This is a genomic window from Thermodesulfobacteriota bacterium (assembly GCA_035559815.1).
GTDB lineage: Bacteria > Desulfobacterota_D > UBA1144 > Nemesobacterales > CSP1-2 > DATMAT01.
In genome coordinates this window covers 1-15,284 of record DATMAT010000025.1, presented here as the reverse complement: position 1 = coordinate 15,284, position 15,284 = coordinate 1, and the positions used below count along the sequence as shown (strand labels likewise).

The following is a 15,284-nucleotide window of genomic DNA, read 5'->3' as shown; positions in this document are numbered from 1 at the left end:
TTAAAGAGGGGTTGTTTCTTTTCCATAATTGAAGTCCTTAGTTTACCATCGGGTCGGCTCTGACAATAAATCTCTTATTTTGGACAGGTTTAAAAACGGCGGACACTACGAGTTGATCAATTCCCCCTTAATTCTAGCTAGCTATTTCAATTAGGGTTTTTCCCCAATCAAACTAAGGTTTTTCCTGATTTTATTAAGAGATGCGGTGTTATAGAATAGGGACGTTCTAGCTCGAGAGTGCTTGCACTGGTACTTATACCTTGCGACGCGCAGTCCGGTGTCCAACACCAGATTGTAAACGGGAAAGGGCATTTCGTGATTAGGGAACTTCGCATCTTGTTATTGGAGGATAATCCTGCCGACGCAGATTTGATTAGACACGAGCTCAGTAAGGCAAGCACACAGTTTTTATTAAGACAGGCGGACACTGAAGAAACCTATCTCAAAGAACTCAAGGAATTTGCACCCGACCTTATTCTCTCGGACTATACGCTTCCATCGTTTGACGGCATGTCTGCATTGGCTATAGCCAAGGAAAAATGCCCCGAAGTGCCATTCATATTTGTCACCGGTTCGCTAGGGGAAGAAACGGCGATTGAAACCCTAAAAAGCGGTGCGACTGATTATGTCCTTAAAGATCGCCTCTCCCGGTTAGTGCCTTCCATACATGGGGCATTGAAGGAAGTGGAGGAAAGGGGCATGCGCAAAAAATTGGAAGAGCAATTGATTTATAATGCCTTCCACGATGCCTTAACCGGTGTACCGAATAGAAACTTATTCTTAGATCGGTTGAATCAGTTAATCAGACACGGCATGAGGCGAAAAGACTACTTGTTTGCCGTTTTATTCCTGGACCTGGACCGTTTCAAGAAAATCAACGATTCTCTAGGGCACAGGATTGGGGATCTATTGCTTAGAGCGGTTGCGCAAAGGTTGGAAGGGTGCCTGCGTTCTAACGATACCGTGGGCCGCCTGGGTGGCGATGAGTTTACTATTATACTCGATGACATCAAGGACATTAGCGATGCCATACGGGTGGCTAACCGTATAAGCAGGGAAGTCAACTTGCCCTTTAATCTCAACGGTCACCGGGTATTCACCAGTGCCAGTATTGGAGTAGTCCTTAGCTCGGCGGGCTACGAGCGTACAGAAGACATCCTGCATGATGCTGACCTGGCTATGCTTCGGGCCAAGTCGCTTGGGGGAGGGCGATACGAGGTTTTTGACCATAGCATGAGGGACATGGCAGCAAAGCTTCTGGAGCTGGAGGTTGACCTTCACCAGGCAATCGAGCGTCAGGAGTTTGAGCTTCATTACCAGCCGGTCGTGTCGTTAGACAACGGTAAAATAACCGGGATCGAGGCTCTTCTTCGCTGGCGACACCCGAAGCGCGGACTGTTATTACCAGCGGAGTTTATTCCGGGTGCGGAAGTAACTAGATTAATTATTCCGATAGGAGACTGGGTGCTGAGAGAGGCGTGCCGACAGGCTCGTGTGTGGCAGGATGAATTTTATAGAAAAACCCCTTTCTCCATGAATGTTAACCTATCCGGTAAGCAGTGTACCCAGTCTAATCTCGTAGACCAGGTCGAGCAGGTCCTTAAAGATACCGACCTGGACCCTTCCAAACTGAGACTGGAGATCATAGAGGATGCAATTACGAAGAATGCTCATTGTGTGACCGGTATCTTACGGCAATTGAGGGCATTGGGGGTTCGGTTAAGCCTGGATGACTTTGGAACCGGATATTCATCCTTTGGCTCATTCAACAATCTGCCGGTGGACACATTAAAGATAGACCGTTCTTTCATCAAAGGGATAAACGGCGATGAAAAAGATTGGAATATTGTCCGGGCGATCATAATGCTGGCACATGGTTTGGGTATGGATGTTACGGCAGAGGGCATAGAGACCGCCAATCAACTAACAAAACTTAGACTGATGAAATGTACACACGGACAGGGCTATTATTTTTCAAAACCTATGGACTGTGAGAGTACCAGGGCGTTAATCGCCGCACAGCCTAGCTGGTAGATAAGGGCTAGAAGAAGACGATTGTTTGGATGGTGGTAATCATTTCTTGCCGAGGAAGCGATGAGTAACGGCAAAGGCCTTTATGGTCTCCGAATGGATGGTAGCGAGTTCCCGGTGGAGCAAAGAATACGAGAACAGGCTGAGCTACTGGACAAGGCTCGGGACGCGACCCAACTCAGCTTCATCAAGTTTTCATGAACCTGTGTGTTAATGCCCGCGATGCCATGCCCGATGGGGGCAAATTAAGTATTTTTATCGAGAATATCTTTATCGATGAAAATTACGCGCGTATGACCGCCGGTGCTGGGGTAGGTCCTTATGTCGTAGTCGGTTTTTCCAATACCGGAATCGGAATCCCCCCGGACAATGTTGGCAGGATATTCGAGCCATTTTTCATCACAAAGGAATACGGCAAGGGTACCGGGTTGGGGCTGGCCATAGTTTTTGGAATCATCAAGGGTCATGGCGGTTTTATAAAAGTCTATAGCGAGGTGGGGAAGGGAACGAAGTTTATGGTCTACTTGCCGGCTAGTAGATCGAATGAATCATCAAAAGCGGATGAAGACAATATACAAGCCCCTTCTGGAAATGGAGAACTGATATTGGTTGTCGACGATGAAGCCTCGATTTGCGAGATTACCAACATGACGCTGGAGAGATACAATTATAGCGCGGTCACGGCAAGGGACGGCCGGGAGGCTCTGGCCATTTTCAATAGGTATAAGGAGGAGGTAAGGGCGGTGATTGTGGATAATATGATGCCGGTTATGGACGGGGCGGAAACCATCGGTAAACTTAGAAAAATCAACCCGGCAGTTAAAATCGTCTCTGCCAGCGGATTTGACGAGAAGGATAAGTATAGCTGGGCTGGAAACTCCGATGCCCAGGTTTATTTATGGAAGCCTTTCACAGCAAAAGCGCTTCTCAAGGTTTTGCATGAGGTGCTCAGGGAAGCTAAAAAAGCGTAGCGCCGAAAAAAATCAAACCGGGCAGTTCGGAGATTAACCTCAAAAATGTCTTGGGTTTTTGGATCTGGATTTTGCTAAAGCAAACAGTGTAATGGCCTAAACAGAAGCACACAGCCTTATCTTTTAAATACGGTTTATTCTAACCTTCGGAAACAAAATATTTTTTAGTTCCTGGAAGAAGGAAAGATTTTTCTCTATTCCAGGAGCCGATCCGTCTTCTATTTTGATGGAAACTAGGTAAAACCCCTTCTGTTGTACCTTTCTTTTTGCCTCTGCCAATCTCCAAGCCCTTACCACGCCTATTTCCTTTCTCCCGGACGAGTTCAGGGCCACAAATTCAAAATTCTTCATTTTCCCTCCGTAAGTTATTGACCTGTAGATTGATTTGTTATTCGGTTACCGATTTCTGTTTTATATCAATCTCGTCGGATACACATTAATGTTCTTATTGCAACGTGCGTGCCATAATACCTGTACCTACTTAACCTACTATTATCAATTCAAAAACCATTCAATGACAGGGTTTTAATTACAGGCCGTCTGACCGGGTTGGGAAATTAACGGCAAAAAATTGTAAGGTCGGGTTTGCTCGAGCCGGTCGGTCTTACAAGCCCGGTGCATCCTCAAAACTGTGCTTCAATCAAGAACCTCTCTTCTATTTTCTAATTCCTCGAGCTCGCGTTTTTTGAGCTCGTCCATTCTTCCGCTAATGGCTATGTCTATGATCTCGGTGAGGTAGTTCGCCGATAATATCCTGGGGATTAGTACATAATCCGCCCCTTCCTTATACATCTCGATAGCGTTTTTGATCGTTTCCGCAGTGACAATCACCCTGGCCTCGGGGTTCAAGCTCTTTATATGCCGAAGAAGCCGGATATTGCTGGTTCCTCTCAGAAAATCGTCGGAGATGGAAGAAACTACCACCTTTGCCTCACGGATGTTTATTTCCTCAAGCGTGTCCATATGGCTTATATCGGCATAGACAAAGGGTATATTCTGAGCTTTGAGATTAGCTTCCACCTCCGGGCTGAAATCCACTACCAGAAGGTCGTCGTATCTCTTCTTCAAGGATTCCACCAGGGAACTTCCGACCCGGTGGCACCCTAGGAGGACGAGGCTTCTCCCCTTATGGTCGGCGCCGGGTGTTTCTGTTGATGCGCTTTCCCTTATTCCCATTCTCTTGAGGAGTTCGAGAAGAAATCCGCATATAGAATGGTTATTCAGGGTCATGTAGGTGGATATGGTCGCGGTAATTATAAGCACTATTGCCGTGAGCGATACGATATCCTGGGATATGTGCCCGAGTTTATAGCCGAGAGCGACGATTACCAGGGCAAACTCACTGATCTGGGCTAACGATATAGCCGATAGGATTCCAAACCTATAGCCGTACTGGAGGAGCCTCAGCGTGGGGATAATTGTGAAGAAACTGCTCAGTATGACAAAGAAGGATATCACCAGGGCCGAGGTAATTATCGAAGAAGAGCTTATGACCACCTGCATACCCAGGGAGACAAAAAAGAGGGTTACGAAAAAATCCCGGAGTGCCCTTATCTTGGCCAATACATCCAGGTTATAAGGGAAATTGGATATGCTCACCCCGGCTATCAATGCCCCCATGGCTATGGAAAACCCGGCTTTCATGGCCAGCCAGGATACCAAAAAACACCAGGAGATCGTGGAGAGGAGGAGTACTTCGGGCAACTTTGCCACGAACCTAAAGAGGGATGGAAGAAGATACCTGGTGGCGAGCATTGAAACCAGCACCAACGCCGCGCCTTTGGCCAGGGAGAAGGATATGGGCAGGATGGAGGGGTTGGTGATATTGGATTGCAGTCCCAGGACAAATATGCTTATCACGTCTTCTAGGAGAAGAATGCCTAAGGTGATTCTCCCGGCGATCGTATCCAGTTCGCTTTTATCCGATAGTAATTTGACCGTGACCAGTGTACTGCTGAAACAAAAGATAACGGCAACGTAGGCCGCCGTCAGGCCGGTATAACCTAGCCAAGTGGCCACGACGAACCCCAGGAGCCCGCATAATACCACCTTAACCAGCCCGGCTATAATCACCACCTTTCCGGCTTTTATCAGCTTTTTTAAGTCGATTTCCAGCCCGATTATGAACATCAGGAAGGCAAGGCCGAGTTCAGAAAGGACTTCTATGGAGTGCTGGTCCTTTATCAACCCCAGCCCTACGGGGCCAATAAGTATACCGGCGGCAATGTAGCCCAGTATGAGCGGCTGCTTGAGAATCTTTACTATGTACGCAAATAGCGTGGCGGTGATTACGGATAGGCCGATATCGACTAAGAGGCTGGATTCCATGTTTACTTATTCTAGCTAGGAGGACTAATAGGATACAGCTTATTTGTCTCTAATGAACCACCCTGCAATCCGCAGCGTATCCCAACATTTCCCCTCCCTTGATGGGAGGGGATGAAGGGGAGGGTGAACCTCCACCTTAATCCCTCCTCAGGGGGGAGGATGGATAAGGTAAACTGTGGCAAGCCGCAGGGAATTCTCGAGTTCAAGAAGAAGTAGCTATGCATTTAAGCGACTGTTTTTCCTAGCCTCGTCATCCGGGGCAGAGGCCGATTATAGTGTTGTTTCCTTCATCGGATTCCGGTATCTGATTGTTTGCGTCAACTCCGATTGTGTAGACGCAATTCGGAATGAAGCAGAAAGAGCCGGAGGGAACAGTGGTCCCAATATCGGCGTTAAGGTTGACCGATTGGCCCGGGGATAAAGAAGGTGTGGCTATATTGGCTGTAGCGGTGCCAGGGTTTCCGCTGTCATCCTCGGTGAAGAATACAACCTGTGTAACCGAGGCCGGGGCGGTAGTATTACCTTGATTGGTAACTGTAAAATCAACCCCGCACAGGTCGTCGATCGAAGGGACTAAATCAATGATCCTGCACGCTCCATTATCACATACTCCGGAAACGCCCCCGACCCGGCAGATCCTTCCATCGCAGTCAGGGTCGGCACAATCCACCAACTCATCCTCATCGTTGTCAATATTGTCGAAGCACAAGGACTCACTGGGCGGAGGAGTGGGGGTGGGTGACGGTGTCGGTATCACACACTCCCCGTTTTCACACACAAAGGAATCATCCTCCGGGTCGCACCTTTCTCCATCGCAATCTGGGTCAGCACAGTCCGCATTCCCGTCTTCGTTATTATCTATACCGTCGTCGCAGACCTCTCCTACCAGTTCAAGCTGTATAGTGGCGGTGTTGCTTGCTCCGGGGAAGACGTCTATGGTTGTGCTTCCTATGGCTATCAGGAGCCCATTTATATCTCTCGCTCTAACCGTGACTATTCTGTCACTTCCCACCGGGACGAAAATCCTCTCCTCTAAGGGAAGGTCGGTGACATCAAAGGTTCTCTCTATCGTAGGGAATCCATCCTCTATAGTAATGGTTATTATGCGGATGTCCTCGACACCCTGCCTGGTAGAGACCTGCTTGTATACCACCTCGCTCGATTCTACTTCCGGGAATTGAATAACGATCCTGACCGAGGCTTGACCAGTTCCTCCTCCGCTGCTGCCACCTCCGCAGGAAATAGCAGTAACCAGAAACAATAATAACAGATGAAGTCTCAAGCGGTCTTTCCTCATTCCTTATCTCCAAGCATCACTACGGGTTTATGATAACGTCCACCGGCGCTTCGTCATCAGGATTAACCCCAGGGAGCAGGTCGACCGGCTGGCCTGTGGGCACATCGCCAATAGTCGTCACCATACCCTCAGGCGGAACTGCCGGAGGGGGTTCTTTCCCCGGGTAATCTTCTTTGTATAATGAATCCCTGGGTGGTGCCTCTTCTAGGACCAGGGTCACTTCTTCCAATTCTTTCCTTAGCTCCGGCGTTATGGGCTTAGGAAGAGACGGATTCCCATCCGGTCCGATGATCGTAAATTCTCCGGATAGCAGTTCTACCTCCTCTGTAACCCCTCTTACCCTACCCTTGCCCTCGAGGACGAAGAATATGCCCCTATCTGCGTCTATGTAGACTATGGTTCCCTTTATCCCGATGACCCCTTTAGGGGTGGCGAATTCGACGTTAGATTCCTCGCCTTCAAAGGTTTGGATTATGCCTTTCAGTTTTCCCCGGAGTATGTTCGATAAGGACCTCCTGGTATTGGGAGTATAGACGAATTCGTTTATTTCATAAGTGGTATTTGCCCCCAACGATATAAGCGTATCGTCATTAAACAGGATTTTTACCCCGGAGTCCTCTCCTGTCTCAAACCTGTCCCCAAGATAGACCCTGGCCCCTTCCTCAACCGCCTCGCTCACACCATCTTCTCCTACCACGGTAACCTGTCCCCTGGCTGCGGTGACGATACCTATTGGCTCGGGCTCCTGGGCATGGGTATGAGCGGCGGCAAGGCCTAACACGAATATGGTCAGCGAAGCAATCCAGAATTTCGAGAGTCCATCCCGCATGTTTGTTACGCTCCTAAAATCTGGCGCTCAGTACGGCCGAGAATATGTTGGTTGAATACTTAAACGGCTCCGGCCCGGGAAAATCGCTGCTGGAGAAATTTTTGATGTACTGATAGCTCAGGTCTAATGATAATACCTTATACAGCTTCTTTGAAACCACGGCCCTCACCCCGATCTGATTGTCCACTCTGTCGAAAGGGTCGTTGTAGTAGTCTGCATTAAAATAATAAGTGTTGGTTAAAACCGTAATCCCATGGGGAAGGAATGAAACGGTTTCTAAAAAGACTTCCGGCGAGAAATAATCAAAGTTGCGCCTGCCGGTAATGTCCTTTGCGCTATTTATGGCGACGTTAATTCCCGGCCTCAAGAATAACTTCCCATCGCAGAGCCGAAATAGCTGAGCCAGGGTCAAATTGTTATTTGCGGCGTCTCTCTCCGGGAAATTATCGAAGTTGTCATACCTGAACTGATAAGAAAGCTCGGTCTGGGTGAGGCTTGACCATTGCACGGTCACTTTCGGCCTTACCGAGTTGCTCTGAGAGAAGAGGTTATCGGCCGGAGAGCCGCCCACGAAGATGATGTTATAAAAGTATTCCAGGTAAAAGGCAGTGGGCCTTTTACGCACGGAGACCGTTTTTTCTCCATAAATTCTGAAAAGATGACTTTGAACGTTGAAGTCTTCCAAGTCATGATTGAAAGAAAAATAGCCGGTGTAGTCCCCGCCTATAACCGCATCCGGTTTAAGATAGGGCTTATATCCCAGGTTCAAGTAGAAGATTGCCCGCGCTGCGCTCTGGTCGCTTATAATCTCGACGCCGTCCGGGTCGAGGACTACGTTTGTATCGTACTGAACACCCGAGCTAACCGTTCCATAGTATTTTTTGTTGAGTCTGGATATTAAGTCCAGGTACTCCTCGGAGGCAATCGCAAAATCCGTTCCCAACCCTAGCTCGCGCGCAGACTGAAAATCGCTTATAGAGGCTTGGTAATCGGTAAGCTTATAGCGGCTTAGTCCGGCGTAGAAACGGGCCTGAGTAGCCAGCTCCGGGTCAAGATTAGCCGCTTTATCCAGGGCGGTAATGGCCTCTTCGAAATTTCCGAGTTGGAACTGGGTGTAGCCCAGGTTGTAATAGGCAAGACCGTTTTCCGGCTCCTGGCGCACCGCCTCTTTAAATTCACTCTCGGCCATCTTAAGGTCATCACCCTTCAGGTAGGCGGTTCCCAGGTCCAAGTATATACCTCTAATGTTGGGGTCGAGCTCTTTTGTTTTTTCCAGATAGGTAATAGCTTCATCATATTTTTCTAGTCTTGACAGGGAAAGGCCCAGTATGTGATTAGCCGTAGCGCTGTCCGGGTTTTCTTCCAGGGCCAGTTTTAAAAAATTTACCGCTGCCTGGTAGTCCTTTTTAAGGTAAGCGGCAACGCCCTGGTTGAGTTTAAGCTCGAAATCAGCCGATACGGGGTGGGTAAAATAAACTAGTAGGAAGCAGGTTATAAGCAGCCTTCTGTAGCTCAACCCTCCTCTCTATCCTCCTCTAAGTTCAGCCGGAATTGAACACCTATTCGGGCCGACAAGTACGCTCCCAGAACTTAGACTGACTCTACAAGCTTCACCATTGGTTGTCAAGTGGATTTCTCGCTAGGGTTAACGCCCTTCCCCGGTATTTAGTTCATTCGCTCAAGGGCTCGTATTGGATGGCTATTACTTTTCCTTGGCGATATATATACCTTCCCATTCAGCCGGCGGCGGATGTGTAATGTACTGAGAACAGCGCTCGAAATAAACACTTGAAGGTACGTCATCCGGAAACGTTCCCAGAATATCGGCAAACCTGTCCCGGGCCTTGTGGAAGCTCCTCTCTCTGAAGAGAGAAAGGGCCTCGGAGAAGAATTTAACCAGTGTTCTCTGCTTGAGGTTCCCGGGATAGAAGTCAATGAGTTGAAATATGGGGATAGGTTTTTCTTTCCCCTTCACCTGTACCAGGTCGAGTTCCCTCACCAAGAAGGCTAGTTCGGGGGATTCAATGTTATCCAAGGTTGATTTGGTTAGGATTATCTCGGTGCCATAAATTTTGTTGAGACCCTCCAGTCGTGAAGCCAGGTTGACCGTGTCGCCTATCGCCGTGTAGTCGAACCGGACGTTTGCACCCATATTCCCAACGATGGCCTCGCCGGTGTTTATTCCTATGCCGATGGATATATGGGGCCAGCCTTTTTTGCTCCATTCGGTGTTGAGCTTCTCCAGTTTTTCGAGCATGTAGATAGCGGCCTGGCATGCTCTCTTCGGATGGTCCGGGACGTCGAGGGGGGCTCCGAAGATAGCCATTATTGCGTCTCCTATGTACTTATCCAGTGTGCCCCGTTCTTTCATGACAATTTGAGTCATGGGGCTCAGATACTCGTTGAGAATGGTTACGAGCGTCTCCGGGGGGATCTTTTCCGAAAAAGAGGTGAAGTTTCTTATATCTGAGAACAGGACCGTGATACTTCTCTTTTCACCGCCCAGTTTAAGTTTATCCGGGTCTTGCAATATACCGGCTACAAGCTCTGGAGAAACATAGGTGCTGAAGGCCATACGCAGGTAACGATTCCTCCTTTCCACAACGATGTTTCGATAACCCTCGAAGAGCACGTAGGCAAGGGCTAACGATAAACCCGGATAAATAAAGCTGAGTAGTGAATTGAGCTCAGTGAAAAATAGGTAATTAACTAAGGTGTGAAAGAGCACCGCGGCCGCAAAAATGACGAATGCGATGAATGTCTTCTGAACCCGCATAAGGAGCCATATAAGCACCATCGGTAAAATCAGGATTAAAGCCAGGTCCAGTGCCCTGGTAAGGGTATTCTTGATGAGGAATCGCCCGTCGAGTATGTTCCCGGCCACGGTAGCATGTATTTCCACGCCCGGAAGCACCGGGTCGAACGCCGTGGGTTTCACGTCCGAGATGCCTATCTCGGTTGCTCCTACGAAGACCAGCTTGTCCCTCAAGGCATCCTCCGGGACTTCGCCGGATATGACGTCTACAGCCGAATAGATGGGGAAAATGCCATGGGGGCCGTAGTAGTTGATGAGAAACTGTGCTTTTTCGTCTACCGGAATAGGCTCTTGCCCGACGTAGAGTTCCTCTACGCCGTAGGAAGCTACTTGAAGAAGTATGTCCTGTCCAAGGTAACGGCGAATGCCCTCCAGGTTGAGAGAAGGATAAATCTTGTCTTTGTATTCTATGAGCATCTGGGCGCGACGGACAACCCCATCCGTATCCGGAAAGGCGTTGAAAAACCCGAATCCTCCAGCATGGGCTCCTATTTCGCTTATATTGAGGTCTGCTGAGTCAAATTGTGTTAGAAACTCTCCTTTAGGCAGGCCCAGAAATTTTGTCAGCTTGATGCTGGAGTTATCGAGCTCTTTAAGCGATGAGGGAGAGGGTTTTTCTGTAGCATCCTTCCGAAAGAAATAACCGAGCACCACGTTTCCGCTTTTCTCCATGGCTTCACCGAGTGCGGCATCTGCATCCATGGATTCCGGCTCTGAAAACAATACGTCAAACGCTACCACCCTGGGCCTGTAATCCGTAAGCCTGTTCAAGAGTTCGGCCAGCTGGTGGCGTGACCAGGGCCATCTTCCTAGCTCATTGATACTCTTCTCGTCTATGGCTACTATAGCCACTTGGGGATTGGGTTCCACTGTTCCCCGCATCTTAAAACGCAAGTCGCTATATCGAAGGTCAATCTCCCTAAGAAAAGCGGCATTCCATATATAAAGGCATATAACGATTAAAGCGGATAGGAGACCGATGGCCAGTGATACGTATGAGAAAATTCTGGTGCCCTTTCTCGTGCCTTTCATCCGGGTATTAGGCATTAATTATACTGATGCAAAGAATTTACCGAAACCCGTGGGACATGGGATACTTAGATTGCATCACCAGTTCGAACATTACCCTTTATCCCATCCTCCCTATAATCCGGGAAGGATGGGACAATGAGTCTTGATGAATCAGGTTAAGATTCTCCCTGATTTGAATTGCAGAGCCTTTCAGGTTTAAGTTAAAGGTACTTATAAAAATCCGGCTTCCGCTTCTCCAAAAACGCACTTGCCCCCTCGATCATCTGCGGGGATTTAAGGAAGAACCTGGCCAGCTCCAGTCCGTGAGTTATCTGAGGAGAAGCCATGTCCGAGACGAAGTTAATCTGCAATTTGGCGATCCGTAGGGACTGGGGACTCATTTCCAGAAGCCTGTTGCACCAGGCGTCGACTTCCTCGTCCAATTTTTCCTTCGGCACTACTTTATTCACCCATCCCATTTGCTCTGCCTCCTTGGCCGTGTAACGGTTACAGAGATAGACGATCTCCCGGGCCTTCTTATCGCCGACGGAGTGTTGAAGCCCCTGAAGCCCGTACCATATAGGGCAGCTTCCCACGAGCGGCCCGGCCTGCCCGAATATGGAATCCTCGGAGGCGATGGTCAGGTCGCAGAGCATGTTAAGCTCGTTGCCCCCGCCGATGCAGAACCCGTTTACCCGGGCTATGATCGGTTTTCCGCAGGAGCGCATGGCCGTGGCCAGCCGGTAGTGCACCAGCATGTATTCCGCATCCACCTTTCTCTTGGGGTCGACTATCCAGGACAAATCTCCACCGGCAGAGAATGCCCTGTCTCCCGCTCCGGTAAGCACGATCACTCCTATGTCATCGTCCATCCATGCGTCTTCGATGGCTGTGGCCAGCTCCGCCCTTGTTTTTGAGTCGAGAGCGTTTCGCACCTCCGGACGGTTGATGGTGACGCGGGCTATGCGGTCTTTCTTATCATAAAGAACATAGTCGAACTTGAATGAACCGTTCTTCTTGTTTCCGCCGGGATTCTTCCTGTCGACTCCTTTTTTCTTGGTTTTTGATCTTGCCGATTTTCCTCTTGCCATATCGTCCTCCTTGTCTATGAATTTGTAATTTCTATTACCATTTTCGCATTAGAGAAGGGCTACTGTCAATAAAAAATTCTTTTAGAGTAGCGGGGAATTCCCGGTGATGTGGGATTTAGGGGTGTGTAGGCTATTTGAAATCCTCCTCATGAATTTGATTTGCCGGACTAGGATCCTTCGAGAAGTTTACGCAGGCAATGGTATGTGTTACAATTGTGTAACATCATGGAGGGATAACTATGGCATCAAAGGCCAGGACAAAGGGTAAGAATAAATTCATAACGATCAGGGTAGAACAAAAACTCTTAAAACAAGTGGAGAAGGTGGCAAAAGAGAGGGGCGTGGAAAAGAGCAATCTCATAAGGCAGGCAATTCAAAACTATTTCGGGGATAAAACCCTGCTTGATTTGCCACCGGGTATTAAGGAACAACTGGACAGATTATCTCGGGAAACCGGGATTCCCGGTGATCAGATAGTCATCGAAGCTGTACATAAATATCTATGGAGGGTGCGGGCCGATAGGGTCAGGGAAAAGCTTGTTCCTGCCGCCAGGCAGAAAGGTATAGTTACCGAAGAGGATGTCTTCAGAAGAATCTCATAAATTAAGAGCCTTTATTGATACTAACATACTCATGGCTGCGTTTATTACGGAAGGCCTTTGCTCGGAGATTCTGGAAAGGGCAAGAGATAGAGAATTCTTGGGATTTACATCTCCCTTTGTAATGAACGAGCTTAGAAAAGTTCTGGATAGGGAATTTAGTGAAAGAGAGTTTAGTCGGGCTAAAAAAGAGACTATGAAGCTTATCGAGGAAGCGCTCGAGATAATCAACCCCGATGAGACTAGTATAAAAGTGGAAGGAGTTTGCGAAAGAGACCCATCTGACAACAACATTCTTGCCGGCGCCTTGGCCTCAAGTGCCAAATTTATAGTTACCGGAGACTTGGATCTTCTGGATTTGAAAGAGTTTAAAGGAATTAGGATTCTTAAGCCGAGAGAGTTTATTGCTAAGCTTGAGGGGTTACCGTCCTCATCGTAGTCGAGAATTGTCAAGTCCCCTCTCGAGATCTGTCCTGAGCCTTGCCTGCCCTGAGCGTAGTCGAAGGGTCGAAGGAGGGGATTTAGGGGTGTGTATATCCTCCTATTTAAGTCGTAGCAAATCATCCAGAATGAGTACTTCAAGCTCAGTCACTCTTTGAAATACGGCATCGTTCGAGATAAATCCCGGCGCCTGGCTGGCCAAAGCTGAAGCGGCCTGCAGGGCGTCAGGGGTTCTCAGATTATATTCCGCCCTAAGTCGTGCCGCCAGGTCGGCGATCTCGAGCGTTGGCGCGATCCAATCCAGGTGTGGGTAGGTAGATAACAGAGAATAGAACTTATTGACCCGATCGATATCTGAAAGCTGATAGGGCCGGACGAGAAGTTCAAGCATTGTGATCGTGGAGGTCACAGCACGAGCCTTGGGTCTTTCAATCCAGAGAAAAATCGGCTCAACAAGCTTAAGGTACTTCGGGTTTTCTTCCACCTGGAAGATAAAGATGCTTGTATCAAGTCCGATCTTTCTGTGCTGTTTGAGGAAACCTTCTAGTCTTGTTAAGGTCACTTCCAGCCTTCTCTCTCCTTTTCCAGGTACTCGGGTGGATAAAGCCCTTTGGCAATTCCGGCGGTCGCCCTCGAATATTTCTTGGGTTTGCGAAGCAAAATAAGCGTATCGCCACGCACCACCACCAGCAGTTTATCGCCCGCCTTGACTCCCAGAGCATTCCGGGCCTCACGCGGTATCACTACCTGATTTTTGCTCGATAGCTTAACTTCATTCATATCATTTCTCCTTGCTTTACATTTTAAATAAATGTAAAGCAGAGGTCAATACTATGATTCCACAGTCTTATCGTAATATTCGTGGGAATGCAGCAAAGAGAGAATTACTTGATTCGATAACTAAAGACAAGGACAAGTAGTTATCCCGGGGGGGACTCTCATTTACGATGGACTTAGTTTTTAGGGAGGATTGTCAAGTCCCCTCTCGAGACCTGTCCTGAGCCCTTCGACTACGCTGGATAAACTCAGTCGAAGGAGGGGATATAGGGGTGTGTACACTATCTGAAATTCCCCTCTTATTTCAACACCTGGAAGGCAAACAATTGCTCAGCATCATAAGTTAGCTTCATACACGCCTGTTCGATAAGCAGTAATTACCACTGCAGGGTTCATACGCTGTTAATCTGAGTTCCTACGTTGTTAAAGAGGTAGAAATTCCACTCGATTGGCTATATCATCAAGCTCCGCTGCCTTAGCGATAATTTCTATATCACGGATGCAGGTTCCGATAGACACACGCGAAGGATGAGCATAGATTAGGCCGGTAAACGGATTACCTACTAGTTGCCGTTTTCTAGCTTCGATCAGAAGGTCATCGTCGAATGTGAATAGGACTCGTTTTGATGCAGTAGCACGCTCCAGCAACTCTGGGTCAGACAGATTAGCCGAGTTATCTTCTTGTGCGGTAAGAACATCAACACCACGAAGCCGTAAACCTACTGTAATGGCTCTGGGAATATGGACGTCCATGTAAATGGCGATGGCCATTACAGTAAACCTTTGGATTTTAACCTGGCAACTAAAGGTGATGGCCCGCTTGCCTGCCTGATCTTCTCCACGTTTTGCAGTCGGCGCTCCAGGTCTTTGTGGAGTTCTTCCAAGTGGTCCCAGTAATATGCCAGGGCTGAATAGATTTGCCCTAAAGTCAAATAAGGGTGCTGAAAGTGTAATTCCTCCGGACTCCAGCCGTAAGCAATTCTTTCAGCAACAAGTTCGACCACTTTCATAGTTGTTCCGGAGATGATGGGTGTTCCATCCTCACCAATTACAATATGTTCGTACCTGGTTTCTGCGACGGACATTAATAACTC

16 protein-coding genes are annotated in these 15,284 nt (G+C 48.3%); 5 read left to right on the top strand and 11 right to left on the bottom strand.

The window, feature by feature from the left end; genetic code table 11:
- Window positions 1–237 precede the first annotated feature (237 nt).
- Genes VNN20_07615 through VNN20_07605 form a run of 3 tightly spaced genes read left to right on the top strand, consistent with a single transcriptional unit; the run spans window position 238 to window position 3,002 of the window.
- Window positions 238–2,034 (top strand): EAL domain-containing protein, encoded by a 1,797-nt coding sequence (locus tag VNN20_07615; protein ID HWP92048.1) that lies wholly within the window; start codon window positions 238–240, stop codon window positions 2,032–2,034.
- 60 nt (window positions 2,035–2,094) lie between these two features.
- Window positions 2,095–2,232: a hypothetical protein gene (locus VNN20_07610; protein HWP92047.1), complete on the top strand. Its 138-nt coding sequence runs from the start codon at window positions 2,095–2,097 to the stop codon at window positions 2,230–2,232.
- Entirely contained in the window at window positions 2,229–3,002 is a 774-nt protein-coding gene (locus VNN20_07605) for a response regulator (GenBank protein ID HWP92046.1), read from the top strand. Before VNN20_07610 ends, VNN20_07605 begins: the two co-directional genes overlap by 4 nt.
- Window positions 3,003–3,125: 123 nt before the next feature.
- On the opposite strand, the gene VNN20_07600 is transcribed toward VNN20_07605, so the two are convergent.
- The 7 genes from VNN20_07600 to VNN20_07570 all read right to left on the bottom strand — a co-directional run bounded on the left by VNN20_07600 (window position 3,126) and on the right by VNN20_07570 (window position 12,373).
- Window positions 3,126–3,353 carry a hypothetical protein gene (locus tag VNN20_07600; GenBank protein HWP92045.1) on the bottom strand — a complete coding sequence of 76 codons (228 nt, stop codon included), beginning with the start codon at window positions 3,351–3,353 and terminating at the stop codon, window positions 3,126–3,128.
- 285 nt (window positions 3,354–3,638) lie between these two features.
- Entirely contained in the window at window positions 3,639–5,330 is a 1,692-nt protein-coding gene (locus tag VNN20_07595; GenBank protein ID HWP92044.1) for a cation:proton antiporter, read from the bottom strand.
- Between the two features lie 250 nt (window positions 5,331–5,580).
- On the bottom strand, window positions 5,581–6,627 hold the full coding sequence (locus VNN20_07590) for a CARDB domain-containing protein (protein ID HWP92043.1): 1,047 nt from the start codon (window positions 6,625–6,627) through the stop codon (window positions 5,581–5,583).
- A gap of 19 nt (window positions 6,628–6,646) precedes the next feature.
- Entirely contained in the window at window positions 6,647–7,456 is an 810-nt protein-coding gene (locus VNN20_07585; GenBank protein HWP92042.1) for a FecR domain-containing protein, read from the bottom strand.
- Between the two features lie 13 nt (window positions 7,457–7,469).
- Window positions 7,470–8,972 (bottom strand): tetratricopeptide repeat protein, encoded by a 1,503-nt coding sequence (locus tag VNN20_07580; protein ID HWP92041.1) that lies wholly within the window; start codon window positions 8,970–8,972, stop codon window positions 7,470–7,472.
- 186 nt (window positions 8,973–9,158) lie between these two features.
- Window positions 9,159–11,318, bottom strand: a complete 2,160-nt coding sequence (locus VNN20_07575; GenBank protein ID HWP92040.1) for an adenylate/guanylate cyclase domain-containing protein — start codon at window positions 11,316–11,318, stop codon at window positions 9,159–9,161.
- A 185-nt stretch (window positions 11,319–11,503) separates the two neighbouring features.
- Complete coding sequence (locus VNN20_07570; GenBank protein HWP92039.1) at window positions 11,504–12,373, bottom strand: enoyl-CoA hydratase-related protein; 870 nt, start codon at window positions 12,371–12,373, stop codon at window positions 11,504–11,506.
- Window positions 12,374–12,612: 239 nt separating this feature from the next.
- Here VNN20_07570 and VNN20_07565 point away from each other — a divergent pair, with 239 nt between their 5' ends.
- Together VNN20_07565 and VNN20_07560 are read left to right on the top strand one after the other, a co-directional pair.
- A complete protein-coding gene (locus VNN20_07565) occupies window positions 12,613–12,975 on the top strand; it encodes a ribbon-helix-helix domain-containing protein (GenBank protein HWP92038.1) in 363 nt (120 codons plus the stop codon).
- Window positions 12,953–13,411, top strand: a complete 459-nt coding sequence (locus tag VNN20_07560; GenBank protein ID HWP92037.1) for a putative toxin-antitoxin system toxin component, PIN family — start codon at window positions 12,953–12,955, stop codon at window positions 13,409–13,411. Before VNN20_07565 ends, VNN20_07560 begins: the two co-directional genes overlap by 23 nt.
- A gap of 102 nt (window positions 13,412–13,513) precedes the next feature.
- Here the strand turns inward: VNN20_07560 and VNN20_07555 are convergent, their stop codons facing one another.
- From VNN20_07555 to VNN20_07540, 4 genes are all read right to left on the bottom strand, one after another.
- Window positions 13,514–13,975, bottom strand: coding sequence for a PIN domain-containing protein (locus tag VNN20_07555; GenBank protein ID HWP92036.1), 462 nt, complete (start codon window positions 13,973–13,975; stop codon window positions 13,514–13,516).
- Window positions 13,972–14,193, bottom strand: coding sequence for an AbrB/MazE/SpoVT family DNA-binding domain-containing protein (locus tag VNN20_07550; protein ID HWP92035.1), 222 nt, complete (start codon window positions 14,191–14,193; stop codon window positions 13,972–13,974). The genes VNN20_07555 and VNN20_07550 overlap by 4 nt, the downstream gene beginning before the upstream one ends.
- A gap of 420 nt (window positions 14,194–14,613) precedes the next feature.
- Window positions 14,614–14,961, bottom strand: coding sequence for a DUF5615 family PIN-like protein (locus tag VNN20_07545; protein ID HWP92034.1), 348 nt, complete (start codon window positions 14,959–14,961; stop codon window positions 14,614–14,616).
- The coding region (locus VNN20_07540; protein ID HWP92033.1) for a DUF433 domain-containing protein at window positions 14,961–15,284 on the bottom strand (324 nt) is incomplete at its 5' end. The genes VNN20_07545 and VNN20_07540, both read right to left, overlap by 1 nt.

Coding starts and splice junctions, on each gene's coding strand:
- VNN20_07595 (HWP92044.1), bottom strand. CDS start 5,330: ATGGAATCCAGCCTCTTAGTCGATATCGGCCTATCCGTAATCACCGCC.
- VNN20_07600 (HWP92045.1), bottom strand. CDS start 3,353: ATGAAGAATTTTGAATTTGTGGCCCTGAACTCGTCCGGGAGAAAGGAA.
- VNN20_07570 (HWP92039.1), bottom strand. CDS start 12,373: ATGGCAAGAGGAAAATCGGCAAGATCAAAAACCAAGAAAAAAGGAGTC.
- VNN20_07590 (HWP92043.1), bottom strand. CDS start 6,627: ATGAGGAAAGACCGCTTGAGACTTCATCTGTTATTATTGTTTCTGGTT.
- VNN20_07550 (HWP92035.1), bottom strand. CDS start 14,193: ATGAATGAAGTTAAGCTATCGAGCAAAAATCAGGTAGTGATACCGCGT.
- VNN20_07565 (HWP92038.1), top strand. CDS start 12,613: ATGGCATCAAAGGCCAGGACAAAGGGTAAGAATAAATTCATAACGATC.
- VNN20_07560 (HWP92037.1), top strand. CDS start 12,953: ATGTCTTCAGAAGAATCTCATAAATTAAGAGCCTTTATTGATACTAAC.
- VNN20_07575 (HWP92040.1), bottom strand. CDS start 11,318: ATGCCTAATACCCGGATGAAAGGCACGAGAAAGGGCACCAGAATTTTC.
- VNN20_07585 (HWP92042.1), bottom strand. CDS start 7,456: ATGCGGGATGGACTCTCGAAATTCTGGATTGCTTCGCTGACCATATTC.
- VNN20_07605 (HWP92046.1), top strand. CDS start 2,229: ATGAACCTGTGTGTTAATGCCCGCGATGCCATGCCCGATGGGGGCAAA.
- VNN20_07545 (HWP92034.1), bottom strand. CDS start 14,961: ATGGCCATCGCCATTTACATGGACGTCCATATTCCCAGAGCCATTACA.
- VNN20_07610 (HWP92047.1), top strand. CDS start 2,095: ATGAGTAACGGCAAAGGCCTTTATGGTCTCCGAATGGATGGTAGCGAG.